The following is a 17,789-nucleotide window of genomic DNA, read 5'->3' on the forward strand; positions in this document are numbered from 1 at the left end:
TTGGGAATTGCAGTCGAATGGGTATTAATTTTATCAATTATTTACTCTCCCACCTTGCAACAAATCTTTATGACTGCACCTTTACAACCTTTACAATTGTTAACTTTGCTAATATGTCCGCCATTAGTTTTAATCGCCGATGAGGGGAGCAAACGGTTTATAAGGCGCCTTATTGCGGTTGCTTTTGAAAATCCTATTTTCCATTAAAATCAGGACTTACGCAAAAATCCTAGAAACCAGGTTTTTGTGCGTAAGTCCTAAAAATATTTAACTTCATCGCAATCCTCACAACTTCCTCAAATTTTTATCTTAACTTGATAGTAGAGCCAATATCAGGCTCTACTATGAAAAAGTAAAAGCGTATTTGAGGAATATAAATATGTCTTTAATACACTGGGAACCATTGAAAGAGTTGAATGCTTTACGTCAAAACGTAAATCGCTTGTTTGATGAAATTATGCATCCAGAACAAATGCATAAAGTCTTCCCTACACTTGATGGTCTAAATTGGAACCCGGCTATTGAGCTTAAAGAATTAGATCAAGAGATTATCCTTAAAGTACAAGTACCGGGAATAGATGCTAAAGATTTAGACATTCAAGTCAGTGAAAATGCAGTTGCAGTTGCAGGTGAATATCAAGAGGAAAAAACGAGCGATAGTAAAGGATTTTATCGCTCTGAATTTAGTTACGGAAAATTTCAACGCATTATCCCATTACCAGCAAATGTCAAACACGAGGAAGTAAAAGCAGAAGTAAAAGATGGTGTGGTGACTTTAACTTTACCAAAAGCTCAAACATCTCAACGTAATGTTGTCAAAGTTGATTTGACATTCCAAGAAAAAGCACGGGAGGCAATGACTGAAGAACGTTTGCATGAAAAACATGTTCAAGATACAATGCGAGGACGTGCCAGCGAAGAATTAGACAAAAGCACAGTTGATTACGTTGCCCAATAAGCAAGAACTGCAACGGTAGAACCAAGGCTTCACGAAGAACACAACCGCGTAAAATGGTAGGGTGGCTTAAGCCACCCTGCCTTTAGACCGTAGAAAATCTCGAATCGAACTGTTCAACTAAACAACGAACCTGCTCATCAGTCACTTGAGAGAAATCTTCGTATCTAAATCCAACATTATAAAAAGGTTCTGGAGTTAACAAGCATACAACAGAAGAAACCAGAGTTTGCAACTGCTGATAAACTTTAATTGGCGCCTTCACAAGTTCCTCAAATTTTTAACATTTTAGTTGCAACTGAAGAATGGTAAAGCTGCTGTAGATTTAATTGCACAAGGCGATACAGGTAAGATGGTTGGATGGCACAATGGAAAAGTTGAAGCCATACCTCTTTCTAATGTTCTTGCTCAAAGTCCCTTGCTTGTAAGCGCGAATAGTTATTTAGTCGAAACAGCACGCGCGTTAGGTATTTATGTAGGAAAATAACCAGCAAAAGTTATCACAGTTATCAACTTCCTCACAAGTTCCTCAACTTATTTAAGTACAAATAACAATGTCAGGTCTAATTCAAGAGCCTTCTCAATAAATGTAGCTTTTTTAAGTTCCCAGCTTCCATCACTTTAAAAAGGATATTGTCTCATGGTATCAACATCCGTAAATCCACAAACAGTAAATCAAAATTCGCTACATGCACTGGTTCTACCGTTTGAAACTGTTAATATTGCAGATGTCTCTATTGTTGGAGGTAAGAATGCATCATTGGGAGAGATGATTCAGCAACTAGCGCAGAAAGGTGTGAAAGTTCCTACTGGTTTTGCAACTACTGCTTATGCTTATCGTTACTTCATAGAAAATGCCGATTTAGAGAAAAAATTACGAGACATTTTTGCCGATTTAAATGTTGAAGATGTTAATAATCTGTGCCAAAGGGGTAAGCAAGCACGTGCATTAATGCTCTCTACTCCATTTCCAAAAGAATTAGAAAATGCAATAACCGAAGCATATCAACAATTATGCGAGAAATATGGCTCGGATACAGATGTTGCAGTACGTTCGAGTGCCACTGCGGAAGATTTACCCGATGCGAGTTTTGCAGGGCAGCAAGAAACTTACCTTAATGTCCACGGATTGAAAGCAGTACTTGAAGCATGTCATAAATGCTTTGCATCAATATTTACCAACCGGGCAATTTCTTATCGCCAAATTAAGGGTTTTGATCATTTTAATGTTGCACTTTCGGTAGGTGTGCAAAAAATGGTGCGTTCAGACTTAGCCGCATCAGGTGTAATGTTCTCTATCGATACTGAGACGGGTTTCAAAGATGCAGCATTAATCACAGCAGCTTACGGGTTGGGTGAAAACGTTGTTCAAGGCGCCGTTAACCCCGACGAGTATTTAGTCTTCAAACCCACACTTAAACAAGGATATCGCCCAATAATCAAGAAGCAATTAGGAACCAAAGAAATTAAGATGGTTTATGATTTAAGTGGTTCTAAGCTGACTAAAAATATACCTGTATCGCAATGTGACCGAGCGGCATTTGCTTTGACTAATGATGAAATTCTCCAACTAGCACATTGGGCTTGTTTAATTGAAGAACATTACTCAAAAGTTCGGGGTATTTACACTCCAATGGATATTGAATGGGCAAAAGATGGAATTACCCACGAGTTATTTATTGTTCAAGCACGCCCAGAAACAGTACAGTCACAAAAATCACAGAATATTTTACGTACTTATAAATTACGAGAAAAAGGTTTGGAACTAGTAACTGGTCGTGCTGTTGGTGAAATGATTGGACAAGGTAAAGCCCGAATTATTTTAGACATACGTCAAATTAATCAATTCCAAGAGGGTGAAGTATTGGTAACAAATCGTACTGACCCCGATTGGGAACCAATTATGAAGCGCGCAAGTGCAATTGTTACAAACACAGGTGGGAGAGTATGTCACGCTGCAATAATAGCACGAGAGATGGGAATTCCAGCAATAGTTGGTTGTGGTAATGCGACAAAAGTAATTCAGTCTGGGCAAGAGATAACCGTAAGTTGTGCAAACGGTGAAACTGGTAGAGTTTATCAAGGTTTAATACCTTATGAAGTCGAAGAAATAGCCTTAGAAAAACTTCCCATTACCCAAACAAAAATCATGATGAATGTGGGAAACCCCGAAGAAGCATTTACTTTTAGTGCAATACCAAATGATGGTGTAGGGTTAGCACGGATGGAATTTATTATTGCCAATCAAATTAAAGTACATCCTTTGGCATTGGTAAATTTTGATAAATTAGATGATAAATTTGTAGCAGATAAAATCGCTGTACTAACTTCTCAATATGAAGATAAAACGCAATTTTTTATTGATAAATTAGCTGCTGGTATTGCTACAATTGCAGCGGCATTTTATCCCAAACCCGTAATCGTCCGCTTAAGCGATTTTAAGAGTAATGAGTATGCCAATCTCTTGGGAGGAAACCAATTTGAACCCAAAGAAGAAAACCCAATGATTGGTTGGCGTGGAGCATCGCGCTACTATGACGAACGTTATCGCGAAGGATTTGCACTTGAATGTCAAGCAATGAAGAAAGTACGCGACGAAATGGGTTTAACGAACGTAATTTTAATGGTACCATTTTGCCGAACCCCAGAAGAAGGACGGCGTGTACTTGCTGAAATGGCTCTTCATGGCTTAGTGCGAGGAGAAAACGATTTACAAGTCTACGTGATGTGTGAGTTACCAAGTAATGTATTACTAGCTGGGGAATTTAGTGAAATATTTGATGGTTTCTCAATTGGTTCTAATGATTTAACACAATTAACTTTGGGACTCGATAGAGATTCTGAGTTAGTAGCGCATTTATTTGACGAACGTAACGAAGCCGTGAAACGAATGATTGCAAATGCTATACACACCGTTAAACGACACGGACGTAAGATTGGTATTTGTGGACAGGCGCCTAGCGATTATCCTGAATTCGCGCGATTCTTAATAAATGAAGGCATTGATTCGATTAGTCTCAATCCAGATTCTGTACTTAAGACGCGATTAGAAGTAACTAAACACTCTTAAAAACCAAATATCCCCGACAACTTCTGTTTTCGTCGGGGATATAAACAAAAAACAGAAAAAACACAATTAGTTATTATTATCCCATTCTTCGTTACCAAATAAATCAATAATTTTATCGCGGAGGAGAAAATCATTTTCTTCTAACTCAAGCTCTATGCAAACCCAATCACGACCAGGAATAAATTTACACAATGTATAAATTGGCTCGTTACGCTGAACTTTTCCTTTTTGAACAAGTTGACGTGCTTCTTCTTTCAAAACTTCTTAGTTGTTCGGTTTTTACTACTCTTTATTCCAGAGAACCGAATCAAAGATAAAGAGTGCAAATCAATAGCTTCTTCTGAAGCGCCTGGTAATGGTAATGATTTTATAGGTTATTACCAGTTTTTATCAGGTTTTTTAGTAGGTCCTCCACCCGTTATGCGGTTGCGAAAACTTGCTGTAGACCAATGATATCAAGTGCCGTCATGCCAGGATAAAATACCAAGCCAATGATGTGCTTTGGTGTTTCATTCATAAATTAGTTCTCCTCGTAACGATTGCCGTGAAATCTATGCTTATACTAAAACTGGTAATTCATCACGCCTAGTCCTCGTTCGAGTACTCTTTGCGCTTCAATCAATTTTAAAAGTGAATAAACTGAGTGACTGATACATATTATATATTAAGAGGCTATTTTGAAAGCAAATCTAAATTATATTAGTGAACAAAGTCATGAGTACTGAAAATAAACGCGAAAGTATCGGGTATAAAATTATAATTCCTGCATTAAAAGATAAAGCTTTCAAGCAAGAACTAATTAGTAATTCTGCGGTTGCCAAGGTAGAATTTGAAAAAGAATTAGGAAAATTACTGCCTGAAGACTTTAGCATTAATGTAGTTGAAGAAACCCCCAACATTGCTTATATAGTTTTACCTTACATGCCATCAAATGAAGGCTTGACTCCTGAACAGCTAGAAGCTATTGCAGGTGGTATTAATTTTAAAATACCTTGCCATTTTGGTTCAGCAACTATCACAAATGGTTTGAGAATTCATTAATCCCCTTAACCCCCATTAATAAGGGGTTAAGAGAGTTTTTACGTATATTAGGGTATAATATGATATGTTAGTGACTCATGAATGGCTGGTTAAAGTTGTAGAGAAATCAAGTACGATTAGTGAAAGATTAGGAGATGATTTTTGGTACAATGTACATGCTGACAGCGATGTTGATGTTACGCTGTCTCAAATTGCAAAATGGCGCCAGCTTATAGCAGGAGACAATGAAGCAAAGTTTGAAAAAAGGTTATCGTGGGATAATATAGATTTACACACTGTTGGCAAAGCTATTAGTTGTGCATGTTTAGTTAATGAAAATAAGTTACCTACTTGGACAGAAACTTTAAAAGGAGTATTATCAGCTAGCAAGGCGCCTTTGTCAAGTCAGTATTTATTAGATGCTGAAAATTTATTGCCCTTTGAGGAAATATTTTTACCCTTTATATATATTGCTCGACAAAAGTTAGAAGTCAAGTTGGGTTTTTATTATCCGATGCTGTCAGCAAAATCTTATGGTCAACTTGAACGTAACTTGCTTGAGTATTTAACTGAACTTTGTGACCAAACATTAGCTATAGAATTTCATATATTTCAAACTTATAAACAACCTTCTTTGGTTTCTCGTCTTGGAAAAATACAAAATTCTCATTCACGAGAGCAGTACAATAGATTTGTTGAAAAAATGCTATCAGGAGGATTATTAGATTTTTTTGAGGAATATAGCGTTTTGGCTAGGATGGTAGCTACAGTAACAGATTACTGGGTCGATAATACATGTGAGTTTATATATAGATTAGCAACCGACTGGTCTGATATTCAGCAAACTTTTCAGAATAATAGTCAGCTTGGACAAGTTGTTGATATTCGACCTGGTATATCAGATAGACACAATAAGGGACGTTCGGTTTATGCTATTACTTTTTCTTCTGGTTTAAAGTTAATTTATAAACCTAAAGACTTGGGTTTAGAAGAAACTTTTTTTGAATTACTTGCTTATTTAAATTATAAAGGCATTGCTTTAGATTTACAAGTATTAAAAATTATTAACCGTTTTCAGTATGGATGGGTTGAATATGTAGATTATACTGCTTTAAAACATTCTGGAAGTGCTATACGCTATTATCAACGCTCAGGAATGCTATTGTGTATATTATATGCACTTTCCGGCGCCGATTTTCATCAAGAAAATATTATTGCATGTGGAGAGCAACCTGTTGCAATCGACCTAGAAATGTTGATGTCTGCAATTGTTCGCTTAGAAGAGACTCCAGAAGATATGCAAGACGCTTTCTTTTTAGCCAATTTGCAATTTAGTCAATCTGTACTTAGTACAAGCTTTCTGCCAAAATGGGAAGTAGGACGAAATGGTGAAGTATATGACCTAAGTGCTTTAGGTGGAGTTGGAGGACAAGAAACTTCCAAGAGCTTACTTATATGGCAGAATATCAATACTGACGGAATGGTTTTAAGCAATGAGTATGTAGAAATCGAACCATGCCACAATATACCTATATTAAATGGTACTTATCTATCGGCGAACGATTATACCGAGGAAGTGGTCGATGGCTTTCGCCAAATGTACCAATTTTTAATGGCACATAGAGATACACTCTTAATAGATAGTCCACTGACAAAGTTGCAGAAGCAACAAGTCCGTGCTATCTACCGTCCGAGACAAGTTTACGCTTCATTGCTTCAAGAAGCGTTACAACCGAAGAACCTGCGAGACGGTGCTGACTTGAGTATTGCGTTGGATGTTTTATGCAAAGCATTTTTAGAACATGAACACAGACCATTACACTGGGACATTATTGCAGCAGAGAAACAAGCTTTAGTGCATCTAGATATACCATTTTTTGTAACTAGCAGCAATAGTGATAAGTTACAAATCAACCCTCATCAATATATAGAAAGATATTTTATTGAACCTAGCTATAAGCTTGTTGTCAATCGTCTGCATCAGTTATGTGAAGATAATTTAGAACAGCAAATTGTCTATATTCGTACTTCAATGTACGCACGCAACGCTAGTGATATTAAGTCCATAGCATTATCAACTCCAGCAGTAGGACAGAACCTTGAGAAAAATCCACTGTTCAAGGAAGTTTTTGTGTATCAAGCAGTTAAAATTGCTCAAGAAATGCAACACCGTGCAGTGCGTGCAGGAACGGGTAGTGTCTGCTGGATGGGGATAGATTATTTACCCGAATCTGGGCAAATACAACCTAAACCTATGGGTTATGATTTATATAATGGTAGTTCTGGTGTTGCTTTGTTTCTAGCTGCATTAACAAAAGTCACTAATAATCAAGAATTTCGTGATTTAGCTAATGCTGCTTTACAACCAATAAATCATCTTTTACAAAACTCGGTTGTACGTAAGCAAAAGTTAATTAGACAAATTGGTATTGGTGCAGGTAAAGGAATAGGTTCGATTGTTTACACGTTAGTACGGTGTAGTCAGTTTTTAAAAGAACCTCAAATTATCAATTATGCTCTTACGCTTGTAAAACTAATTTCTCCTGAAGATATATACCGTGACCAAAAGTTTGATATTGTATCCGGCGCCGCTGGTTGTATTTTAGGGTTAATAACTTTATACAAAGCTACTGGTCATGCATTACCTTTTAAACTGGCAAAAATTTGTGGCGACCATTTAGTAAATAGTGGTGTAACTAGTAGCACGGGTCATTTAACTACAGGTATTGCTCACGGCACCGCTGGTATTGCTTATGCTTTACTGCGACTACATGATGTGACTAATAACTCAGTGTACTTAGAGGCAGCTGCTGAAGCAATAGCTTATGAACGCAGCGTTTACTCATTACAGGAATTATCAATTAGTTGGTGTGATGGCGCCCCAGGTATTGCTTTAGCTCGTTTAGGTTGTTTACCAATATTAAACAATGAAGAAATTCACAATGATATTGAAAAAACCTTAGAAACAACACAAAAAATCGGCTTACAGAATATAGACAATCTGTGCTACGGTAACTTTGGTCGGATTGAAACGCTATTAGTAGCAGCCCAAAGGAGTAATTTATCAAAAATAGTTTCACAAGGGCAACTTAACGAAATAATCCAAAAGCAAGTAGCAACTCTGATTGAAAATGCAGAAAAAACAGGTTTGTTTCAAATTTTCCCTGGATATCAAAGTCTTTACAATCCTGGCTTTTTTCAAGGAACTGCGGGAATCGGTTATCAATTATTACGATTAGCATATCCAGAAATGTTTCCTTCTGTATTGCTATGGAATTAAATCAAGATTAACTTATTCATACCACAATTACTTGTAGTTATGCATCTTGCGTAACTACATTTTTGCGATAAATACTTATTTTTAAATACACTTAGTAATAATAATGACTTTTGTTTATCTGCTGTCATGCCGCTGTACTGTGTCGATTACCATCTTTATGAGAACGGCTGCCTCGCATGTAAATCATAGCATTAATCGAACTGATACCACTGAGTACTTTTCCGTGCGGGTGGTAAATTTTATGATTATTGAGGTATGGTTCGGTTTCAGTAGAATACCACGAGTCTATCTCAGTACTCCATAATTTAGGCTATTCTACAGGAACCTGGATTTCTGGCAAAGTATCGGAACCACCAGCTTCGAGTAGCAATACTTTTGTTTTACCGTCTTCGGTTAGACGATTGATAACAACACAGCCTGCTGAAGCGGCACCGATGATAATATAACCTTATTGATGAATGGCACTTACTTTAGCATTGCGGACAAGGTAAATGTATTGGTTTGATAGGGTGTACGCTCTGGTTATGGCGATTCACACACGGTCGGCGCTTACATCAATAGCAATACATATTAACTACGCATCAACGTGAATTAAATTAATTTATAGGTAGTGAACAACAATTTATCACATTATATAAACCTAACTATCAATTACAGAATCTCAATCAATACTTAAGTACTGCTTAGTACTTCCTAACAAAACCGACATAAAACATTTATGTCTTTAAATGCCAAATTTAGAGGAGGTCAGGCTGTGGAAACAGATGCATTAGTCTTATTGTGGCAAAATTAACTGGTACGCTGACGCCATGCCATTGAATAAAAAGTTAGATTGAGACCAATTAATAAGTAGAAGCCCGACGTTGCTCACAAGTAAAAACTATGACTAGTAAAACAAGTAAATCATCTCAATCCAAAACTGACTTAGTACAAGTATATCTTAAAGAAATTGGAAAAATTCCTTTGCTAACATATGAGCAAGAAGTTTTACTTGCACAGCAAGTTCAGCAGATGATGTTTATACTTGCTGCTGAAGAACAACTTGCTATTGAATTAGAGCGTACACCTACATTAGAAGAATGGGCAAACAAAATAAATGTTGATAAAAAAATATTACTTCAACAACTAAAATTAGGGAAAAAAGCCAAGCAAAAAATGATTTTATCTAACCTGCGTTTAGTAGTAACGATTGCTAAGAAATATCAACAACGTAACTTAGAATTTTTAGATTTAATACAAGAAGGAACTTTAGGTTTAGAAAGAGGTGTTAAAAAATATGACCCAAGTCTAGGGTATAAGTTTTCAACCTATGCTTATTGGTGGATTCGTCAAGGAATTACGCGCGCTATTAGCCAAAAAGGACGTACAATTCGCTTACCAGTTCACGTTCATGAGACACTAAACAAGGTAAAGCGCGCGCAACATGAATTATCACAACAACTCGGTCGTATTCCTAGCACCAACGAAATTGCTGATGCGCTTTCTTTACAACCCACTCAAATTCGAGAGTGTTTGCTGTTAAATCGTCAATCCATCTCTCTAGACATTCGAGTTGGAATGGAACAAGATACATTATTACACGATTTAATCGAAGATAGTAGACCTTCTCCCGAAAATCACCTTCTGAAAGAATCTAACTATCAAGATATTAAAAACTTATTATCACGTCTGTCTCATCAACAACAGGAAGTACTAACCTTACGCTTCGGTTTGGTAGATGGACGTGAACTCAGTCTAGCACAAATTGGTAAGCATTTGGGTCTTAGTAGAGAGCGAATTCGACAAATAGAACAAAAAGCGCTTACCGTTCTACGACAACATCTATAGAGATATATATAAAGATAGTAAAAAAATATTAATACTTCGTATAATCAATCATGAAACATTTTAGTCTTATCGTGGCGAAATGAACTACTTAGTTTCTACTCCCAAAGCTTCGCGGTTGAGCGTTGAACCAGAAAGATTTTGAGCTAGACCATAGCAGCAGAAGCTGATTACCTTATTACCAAGCGCTTCTGCTAGCTTTGATAACATCCGATGAATAAAAAATTTAATTGGCACCAATTAATAATCAGAAGCTTTACGTTACTCACAATGTCATACATGAAAAAAACAAGTCTTAACAATCGTATTAAGTCAAAACAAGCAGTTATTCGGTTCAGTACACTGTTCATCACTGTTTATAGTCTTGGATTCTTTTTAACTGGATGTGGTGGTACAAACGCTAATAGTCCTGGTGCCTCTAATCAACCTGCTTCCGGAAATACCATTAAAATTATTTCCAGCTTTCCCTTAACAGGTAGTGCAGTTGGTCAAAGCCAAACAATGGTAAACGGTATCAAACAAGCACTCGATGAAACTAACTCAGCAGCTTGTGACGGTAAGCTCAAGATTGAATATGAATCTTTAGACGATGCAACTGCGGCAACAGGAAAATGGGATGCTGCAAGAGAAGCTGAAAATGCAAATAAAGCTGTTGCAGACCCGAATGTAGTCGCGTATATCGGCACCTATAACTCTGGCGCCGCTAAAATTGCGATTCCTATTCTCAACCAAGCTAACTTAGTCATGGTCAGTCCAGCGAATACGGCTGTTGGCTTAACCAAAGCAGGTGGAGAACCAGGAGAACCCGAAAAATACTACCCAAATGGCAAACGTAACTATGCGCGCGTAGTTCCTGCTGATGATTTACAAGGTTCTGCGGCAGCGAATTGGGCGAAATCACTTGGAGCCAAAAAAGTTTATATTCTAGATGACCAAGAAGTTTACGGTAAAGGATTAGCTGACGTATTTAAAGCTACAAGTAAAAAAATTGGGCTTCAAGTTTTAGGACACGAAGGTATTGACCCTAAAGCCACAGACTACAAAGCTTTGATGAATAAAGTTAAAGCGCTCAATCCAGACATGATTTATTTTGGTGGCATTACCCAAAATAACGCTGGGCAGTTGATTAAAGACATGCGTAATGTTGGGATGACAGCGGATAAAGTTAAATTTATGAGTCCTGATGGTACATATGAACAAGCTTTGATTGATGCAGCAGGTAAAGATGCAGAAGGTGTTTTAGCAACTTTTGGTGGTGTTCCACCTAAACAGTTGACAGGTGCTGGTAAAACTTGGTATGACAGCTACAAAAAGAAATATAACATCGAACCAGAAGCTTATGCTGCCTATGGTTATGAAGCTGCCAGAGTAGTTATTAATACTATTAACAAAGTTTGTAAAAATGACCGCGTGGCAATTCGTGATGCTGTTTTAGGTACTAAAAATTACCAAGGTATACTTGGTACTTGGAGTTTTGATGCGAATGGTGATACAAGCTTAACCGCAATGTCAGGAAATACCGTTAAAAACAATAAATGGGAATTTGTTACTGTGTTAGATGCTAAAGCTAAATAATTCCTATGATAAAATCACTGCAAAAAGTATCTAAAACTAACTTACAAGGGAAAAATTTACTAAATGAATGGCAAAAAATACTATTATATATAGTTATTGCTTATTTAGTTTTATTATTGGTGCCAATTGCAGGATTGGATATATCAAGGATTGTTGGCGAAATCAAAAGTAATCCTGCTCTTTTAGTTCAACAATTATTAATTGGTCTGGTTAACGGCGCCATTATTGCAATTATTGCATTAGGCTATACAATGGTTTACGGCATTATCGAATTGATTAATTTCGCTCACGGTGATTTATACATGTTAGGAGCTTTTGCCTCACTAACTATTATAGGTGCTTTTGGTATTAGCGATGGTGCATCATTTCAATCAAGCATAGGCGCCATCATTGTTGCTTTGATTGTTAGCACTATCTTATGCGCTGGCTTAAATATATTAACTGAAAAATATGCATACCGACCGTTACGAAACGCTCCACGACTGGCGCCTTTAATCTCGGCAATTGGAGTATCATTTATTTTTCAAAATATGGGGCTGTTTTGGGGTGGTTTAAAGTCATTTATCCCCGTAATGGGTGTAAACGCAGCAGCACCAAAAAGTTTTCCAGATTTATTACCGCGCGTTGATATTCTCAAAGCACTTGGAATTCAAAGCAGTATTCAATTCACGGCTAAAGATTTAATCGTTTTGGTGACAGCGCTGGTTTTAATGGTAGGACTACACTTATTTGTACAGTATACATCTTGGGGCAAAGCAATGCGTGCGACTGCTCAAAATCGTGATGCAGCTAAAATGATGGGCATTGATGTCGATGGGATTATATTACTAACGTTTTTAATTGGTGGTTGTTTAGCTGGCGCCGCAGGTTTATTAGTCGGACTTTATAATAATACTATTGTGTTTACAATGGGTTTTACAGCGGGTTTACGAGCATTTACAGCCGCAGTATTAGGAGGTATTGGTAATATTTTAGGAGCAATGTTAGGGGGAGTATTTATTGGATTACTTTCTGCTTTAAGCGACCAATACTTTTCAAGTCGATGGACAAACGCTTGGGTGTTCGCGGTTTTAGTAATAATTTTGGCGTTCCGACCAGGTGGTTTACTTGGTGATAACGCACAGGAAAAAGTTTAATATCCACAAGTAATCACAATGAAAAAAATACTAAACCAAATAATAAAATCGGTTGGAGTATTGGAAATAGTCGCTGTCATTACTGTTCTTACCTTTGGTGGTTGGAGCGGCGCCATAATTAGTTGGCTACTTGGCGCCGCAATAGGATTGTATTAATATGGTGTCTTATAGTTAAAAATATATTCATGTATACTTAGATAATTAAATTATCTTTTGGTTATAGTTTTACCATCTCTAATTGGCTTTATACGGGTTTTTACGTTAGGTGCAAGATATGAGCCTCTGACTGGCGCCCTTCGCGCACCAGTAAAATATAGAACTAGCACATTTATTTGAAACCCTTGCTATATATAGGATTTTGGAATGTGCAAGTTAGGAGCTAGGCAAAGAGTAAGGTGGGCACTGCCAGTCCTACCATCTACTATCTATCAAAATTCAAAATTTACTAATGTTAGAAGTTAAAAACATCCACACATACTACGGAAACATCCAAGCCCTAAAAGGTGTATCAATTTATATTAAAAGAGGCGAAATCTGTACCCTTATTGGAAGTAACGGCGCCGGAAAGACCACTCTTTTACGAACCATCCAAGGGCTAATACGTCCACATCAGGGTACAATATTATTCGAGGGAATACCAATAGAAACAGTATCAGCAAAAAAAATTGTTCGTCAATTACACATAGCTCAAAGTCCAGAAGGACGGATGATTTTTCCTCGGATGACAGTCCTAGAAAACCTACAAATGGGCGCCTTTTCTCGGAAAGATAAAATTGGTATAAAATTCGATTTAGAATACGTTCTGAACTTATTTCCCCGTTTGCGAGAACGAATAAGTCAAAAAGGTGGAACACTTAGCGGCGGTGAACAACAAATGCTAGCAATTGCACGCGCGTTAATGGCAAAACCTCGCTTATTGTTACTAGATGAACCAAGCATGGGTTTAGCTCCAAACTTGGTACAAGAAATATTCTCTCTTATCAAGCAAATAAATAAAGAACGAGGAACAACAATATTATTAGTGGAACAAAATGCTCGTCAAGCATTAGATGTTGCTACGCGCGGTTATGTGCTACGAACAGGGAAAATTGAAATTGAAGGTCGAGCGAGTGATTTACAAACAAACGAAGAAGTTCGTAAAGCGTATTTAGGTGAAGATTAATAAACCAATCTTGAAAAAAGTGAACAAAAAGTGATATTGCTGTTTATATACAGTAGCTTTTATATTAAGTAGTTGTATTGATAAAGGAGATCAGCGTGCGGACTCTGAAAGCTTCAACTCAAGGACTTGAAAAGATTAAATACGCTAGGGAACAAAAAGGTTTGGTAATCGAAGACTTTAAATGGCTGCTGGAAGCCAGTAAAGTATTAGAACCTAATATAGACTGGGAGGAAAGAGGATGCTTCGCAGATGGAGTATCATTAAGTACATTTCGACGCTTTTTGTACGGAATTAAACCAATAAAGGCGCCTGCATTTCAAGCTTACTCTCAGGTTTTAGGGTTGAATTGCGAAGATATTATTGAAAATAATAATCAAAATCCTGTTGAATCTCCCTTTTACGTTGAACGTAAATCAATCGAAAATCCCGAATATCTCGAAGCGAGATGTTATGAAGAAATACAAAAACCAGGGTCTTTAACTCGAATTAAGGCGCCTGAACAAATGGGTAAAACCTGGCTTTTGGAAAAAGTTTTAGGTCATGCGAGAGAAAAAGGATATCAGACAGTTAAGTTAGATTTTCGGCTGGCTGATAGTACTATTTTTAGCGATTATGATACATTTTTACAATGGATGTGTGTGCATGTCGGTGAAGAATTGGATATAGAAGAAAATATAGACCAATATTGGAAAAAAATGTATGGATTGAATAAAAATTGTACTCGTTATTTTCAAAAACATTTATTAAGTAATATTAATGCTCCTCTGGTTTTCGGATTGGATAATGTGGATTTAGTATTTGAACAACCAGAAATTTTTAATAACTTTTGTAAATTAATTAGGTATTGGTACGACCAAGCAAAGTCAACTGACAATATTGGTGAGATTTGGAAGAAAATTCGGTTTGTTATCGTTCATTCCACCGAAGTGTACCGAGCAATGGATATTAACTCCTCTCCTCTTGGTGGTGTTGGACTAACAGTGGAACCACCAGATTTTAAGCCCGAACAAGTGCTTTCTTTAGCACAGCAGCATCAACTTAGTTGGAATTCTTCTGATATTGAAAAATTGATGTTGTTTATAGGTGGAAATCCAGCATTAATACATAAAGCGTTTGATAGCGCAAAGCAACAAAATCTTTCGGTTGAAGAATTACTAAAATCAGCAGCAACCGAATCCGGAATATTTAGAGACCATTTAGGAAAACACTTACACAACTTGCGGCAATATCCAGAACTAGCATCAGCATTTTTATTATGTGTAAATTCCCAAGAACCTGTAGATATAGACTCTCAGCTTGCATTTAAATTGCACCGAATGGGACTTGTAAAGCTGCAAGAAAATTGCGTTACTCCTAGTTGCAATTTATATCGTCAGTACTTCAGTTTGCGTTTATGATTCAAATTTAATACCAATTTTTGTTTTACGCATATTGTAGAGACGTGACATGTCACGTCTCTGTCTCTATATGTATACAATTTTTACAATTCATTAGTCATTTTCCACAGTCTCACTATATTGTCACTGCAACCAGAAGCAATAGTTTTGCCATCGGGTGAGAATATTACGTGATTAACCGAGTATGTAAGTCCAGTAAGTGTATAAATTAGTTCGCCAGTATTTACATTCCACAGTTTCGTCGTTTTGTCAGTACTTGTAGAAGCAACTATTCTGCTATCGGGTGAGAATATGACGCTCCAAACTAACTTTGTATGTCCAGTGAGTGTATGAATTAGTTCGCCAGTTTGTACATTCCACAGTTTCACCGTTTTGTCATCACTGGCAGAAGCGAGTATTTTACCATCTGGTGAAAATATCACGCTTTCAACTTCATCTGTATGTCCGGTGAGTGCATAAATTAGTTTACCAGTATTTGCATTCCACAGTTTCACTGTTCCAAAAGAAGTAGAAGCAATCATTTTGCCATCTGGTGAGAATTCCGCATTCCTAACTATACCTGTATGCCCGGTGAGTGTATGAATTAGTTTGCCAGTATGTACATCCCACAGTTTCATCGTTTCGCCAGAAACAGTAAACATGACTATTTTGCCATCTGGTAAGAATATCACGCTATCATCTTCGTCTGCATATTTAGCAACAATTGTATTAATTAGTTTTCCAGTATTAACGTCCCAAAATTTTACTGTACAGTCACGGCTATTAGAAGCGACTGTTCTGCCATCTGGTAAAAATACCACGCTCCAAATTGTATCTGTATGTCCAGTGAGTGTATTAATTAATTTGCCACTCGTTGCATCCCACAGTTTCACCGTTTTATCTAAACTAGCAGAAGCGACTGTTCTGCCATCTGATGAAAATACCACGCTCCAAACTTGGTCTGTATGTCCAGTGAGTGTATGAATTAGTTTGCCACTCGTTGCATCCCACAGTTTCACCGTTTTGTCATAACTAGCAGAAGCAACTGTTTGACCATCTTGTGAGAATATCAAGTTTGTGGCTAACTCTGTATGTCCTTCGAGGGTTGTAACTTCAAAGTTGTACATGTCAAGAGTGTTGATTTAAAATTGTTTATATTTTGGTTTGAGATGTTATCCAAGGCGCCTAATTAATTCTAATCAAACGTCTTATCTCACTTGCTTTCCAAAGTTTTACCGTAGTTTCATTACCAGTAGAAGCGATTGTTTTGCCATCTGGTGAGAAAATTACGCTATAAACTTGGCATGTATCATTAGAGAGTATACTAATAAGTTTACCACTCGTTGCATCCCACAGTTTCACCGTTTTGTCAGAACTAGCAGAAGCGACTGTTTTACTATCTGGTGAGAAACTTACGCTCCAAACTGGGTCTGTATGCCCAGTAAGTGTATTAATAAGTTTACCAGTCGAACCACCCCAAAGTTTCACCGTTCTGTCTACACTCGCAGAAGCAACTATTTTACTATCTGGTGAAAATGCTACGCTCGAAACTGAGTTTGTATGTCCAGCAAGCGTATTAATTAATTTACCCGTATTTACATCCCACAGTTTCGCCGTTTTATCATAATTAGCAGAAGCAACTGTTTTGCCATCTGGTGAAAATATTACGCTTGTAACTAGACCTGTATGTCCAGTAAGCGTATTAATTAATTTACCAGTATTTACATCCCAAAGTTTTACTGTTCTATCTATACTAGCAGAAGCAACTGTTCTCCCTAGGGGTGAGAATATCACACTCAAAACTCCAGATTTATGCCCAGTGAGTGTATTAATTAGTTTACCACTCGTTGCATCCCACAGTTTTACCGTATTATCTAAACTAGCAGAAGCGACTGTTTTGCCATCTTTAGAGAATATCACACTAAAAACTTGGTTTGTATGTCCAGTGAGTGTATTAATTAGTTTGCCACTCGTTGTATCCCATAGTTTAACCGTTTTGTCATTACTTGTAGAAGCGACTGTTTTACCATCTGGTGAGAATATTACGCTTCTAACTAAGTCTGTATGTCCGGTAAGTGTATTAATTAGTTTACCACTACTTGCATCCCACAGTTTTACCGTATTGTCAGCACTTGCAGAAGCGACCGTTTTGCCATCTTTAGAAAATTTTATATTTGTAACTAAGTCTGTATGTCCTTTTAGGGTTGTAAGTTGAAAGCTGTGTACTACCTCTTGTTGATTTGACAATATTTGCATGGGGGTTTGGGATACTATCGAAGGCTTAAATTCGTTAGTTCCTGCAAAAAATGAAATGGCTACAAAAGCAACTGCTGACCTCATAATCATATTTCCTCCTATAAGATTAATAGGGTATGAAAAATTAAAATATTC

General features: G+C 37.1%; 17 protein-coding genes and 1 pseudogene. 12 read left to right on the forward strand and 6 right to left on the reverse strand.

Annotated features, from left to right (window positions below; translation table 11 throughout):
• Together DSM106972_RS53725 and DSM106972_RS23520 are read left to right on the forward strand one after the other, a co-directional pair.
• Positions 1-207 (forward strand): cation transporting ATPase C-terminal domain-containing protein, encoded by a 207-nt coding sequence (locus tag DSM106972_RS53725; RefSeq protein ID WP_233787301.1) that lies wholly within the window; start codon positions 1-3, stop codon positions 205-207.
• 172 nt (positions 208-379) lie between these two features.
• Positions 380-958 (forward strand): Hsp20/alpha crystallin family protein, encoded by a 579-nt coding sequence (locus DSM106972_RS23520; RefSeq protein ID WP_127082982.1) that lies wholly within the window; start codon positions 380-382, stop codon positions 956-958.
• A gap of 82 nt (positions 959-1,040) precedes the next feature.
• Here the strand turns inward: DSM106972_RS23520 and DSM106972_RS52625 are convergent, their stop codons facing one another.
• Positions 1,041-1,220 (reverse strand): hypothetical protein, encoded by a 180-nt coding sequence (locus tag DSM106972_RS52625; protein WP_186538602.1) that lies wholly within the window; start codon positions 1,218-1,220, stop codon positions 1,041-1,043.
• 27 nt (positions 1,221-1,247) lie between these two features.
• Here DSM106972_RS52625 and DSM106972_RS23530 point away from each other — a divergent pair, with 27 nt between their 5' ends.
• Both DSM106972_RS23530 and ppsA read left to right on the forward strand, forming a co-directional pair.
• Complete coding sequence (locus DSM106972_RS23530) at positions 1,248-1,442, forward strand: hypothetical protein (protein WP_233787302.1); 195 nt, start codon at positions 1,248-1,250, stop codon at positions 1,440-1,442.
• Between the two features lie 153 nt (positions 1,443-1,595).
• Positions 1,596-4,025 (forward strand): phosphoenolpyruvate synthase, encoded by a 2,430-nt coding sequence (gene ppsA, locus DSM106972_RS23535; protein WP_127082983.1) that lies wholly within the window; start codon positions 1,596-1,598, stop codon positions 4,023-4,025.
• A gap of 66 nt (positions 4,026-4,091) precedes the next feature.
• Here ppsA and DSM106972_RS23540 read toward each other — a convergent pair whose 3' ends face one another.
• A complete protein-coding gene (locus DSM106972_RS23540; RefSeq protein ID WP_127082984.1) occupies positions 4,092-4,283 on the reverse strand; it encodes a DUF4327 family protein in 192 nt (63 codons plus the stop codon).
• A 456-nt stretch (positions 4,284-4,739) separates the two neighbouring features.
• Between DSM106972_RS23540 and DSM106972_RS23550 the strand changes: the two genes are divergently transcribed.
• Together DSM106972_RS23550 and DSM106972_RS23555 are read left to right on the forward strand one after the other, a co-directional pair.
• Positions 4,740-5,066: an NHLP leader peptide family RiPP precursor gene (locus DSM106972_RS23550; RefSeq protein ID WP_127082985.1), complete on the forward strand. Its 327-nt coding sequence runs from the start codon at positions 4,740-4,742 to the stop codon at positions 5,064-5,066.
• Between the two features lie 64 nt (positions 5,067-5,130).
• On the forward strand, positions 5,131-8,325 hold the full coding sequence (locus tag DSM106972_RS23555) for a type 2 lanthipeptide synthetase LanM family protein (RefSeq protein WP_127082986.1): 3,195 nt from the start codon (positions 5,131-5,133) through the stop codon (positions 8,323-8,325).
• A 166-nt stretch (positions 8,326-8,491) separates the two neighbouring features.
• Here the strand turns inward: DSM106972_RS23555 and DSM106972_RS56150 are convergent.
• A pseudogene (locus DSM106972_RS56150) lies at positions 8,492-8,767 on the reverse strand (choline dehydrogenase); the annotation flags it as partial.
• A gap of 440 nt (positions 8,768-9,207) precedes the next feature.
• Here DSM106972_RS56150 and DSM106972_RS23565 point away from each other — a divergent pair.
• The gene (locus DSM106972_RS23565) at positions 9,208-10,152 is read left to right on the forward strand and encodes an RNA polymerase sigma factor, RpoD/SigA family (protein WP_127082987.1); all 945 of its coding nucleotides are present in this window, start codon (positions 9,208-9,210) and stop codon (positions 10,150-10,152) included.
• A gap of 84 nt (positions 10,153-10,236) precedes the next feature.
• On the opposite strand, the gene DSM106972_RS51520 is transcribed toward DSM106972_RS23565, so the two are convergent.
• Positions 10,237-10,386 (reverse strand): hypothetical protein, encoded by a 150-nt coding sequence (locus DSM106972_RS51520; protein ID WP_158632869.1) that lies wholly within the window; start codon positions 10,384-10,386, stop codon positions 10,237-10,239.
• A gap of 42 nt (positions 10,387-10,428) precedes the next feature.
• On the opposite strand from DSM106972_RS51520, the gene DSM106972_RS23570 reads away from it, so the two are divergent.
• The 5 genes from DSM106972_RS23570 (at position 10,429) to DSM106972_RS23585 (ending at position 15,419) form a co-directional block, all read left to right on the forward strand.
• A complete protein-coding gene (locus DSM106972_RS23570; RefSeq protein WP_233787303.1) occupies positions 10,429-11,724 on the forward strand; it encodes a branched-chain amino acid ABC transporter substrate-binding protein in 1,296 nt (431 codons plus the stop codon).
• A gap of 5 nt (positions 11,725-11,729) precedes the next feature.
• The gene (locus tag DSM106972_RS23575) at positions 11,730-12,860 is read left to right on the forward strand and encodes a branched-chain amino acid ABC transporter permease (RefSeq protein ID WP_127082988.1); all 1,131 of its coding nucleotides are present in this window, start codon (positions 11,730-11,732) and stop codon (positions 12,858-12,860) included.
• An 18-nt stretch (positions 12,861-12,878) separates the two neighbouring features.
• On the forward strand, positions 12,879-13,016 hold the full coding sequence (locus DSM106972_RS51525) for a hypothetical protein (protein ID WP_158632870.1): 138 nt from the start codon (positions 12,879-12,881) through the stop codon (positions 13,014-13,016).
• 292 nt (positions 13,017-13,308) lie between these two features.
• The gene (locus tag DSM106972_RS23580) at positions 13,309-14,022 is read left to right on the forward strand and encodes an ABC transporter ATP-binding protein (protein ID WP_127082989.1); all 714 of its coding nucleotides are present in this window, start codon (positions 13,309-13,311) and stop codon (positions 14,020-14,022) included.
• 95 nt (positions 14,023-14,117) lie between these two features.
• Positions 14,118-15,419: an AAA-like domain-containing protein gene (locus DSM106972_RS23585; RefSeq protein ID WP_158632871.1), complete on the forward strand. Its 1,302-nt coding sequence runs from the start codon at positions 14,118-14,120 to the stop codon at positions 15,417-15,419.
• A gap of 83 nt (positions 15,420-15,502) precedes the next feature.
• Here the strand turns inward: DSM106972_RS23585 and DSM106972_RS23590 are convergent, their stop codons facing one another.
• Positions 15,503-16,525 (reverse strand): WD40 repeat domain-containing protein, encoded by a 1,023-nt coding sequence (locus DSM106972_RS23590; protein WP_127082991.1) that lies wholly within the window; start codon positions 16,523-16,525, stop codon positions 15,503-15,505.
• Between the two features lie 58 nt (positions 16,526-16,583).
• Positions 16,584-17,738 carry a WD40 repeat domain-containing protein gene (locus DSM106972_RS23595; RefSeq protein WP_233787304.1) on the reverse strand — a complete coding sequence of 385 codons (1,155 nt, stop codon included), beginning with the start codon at positions 17,736-17,738 and terminating at the stop codon, positions 16,584-16,586.
• Positions 17,739-17,789 lie beyond the last annotated feature (51 nt).

The sequence above is a fragment of the Dulcicalothrix desertica PCC 7102 genome, from assembly GCF_003991905.1.
GTDB lineage: Bacteria > Cyanobacteriota > Cyanobacteriia > Cyanobacteriales > Nostocaceae > Dulcicalothrix > Dulcicalothrix desertica.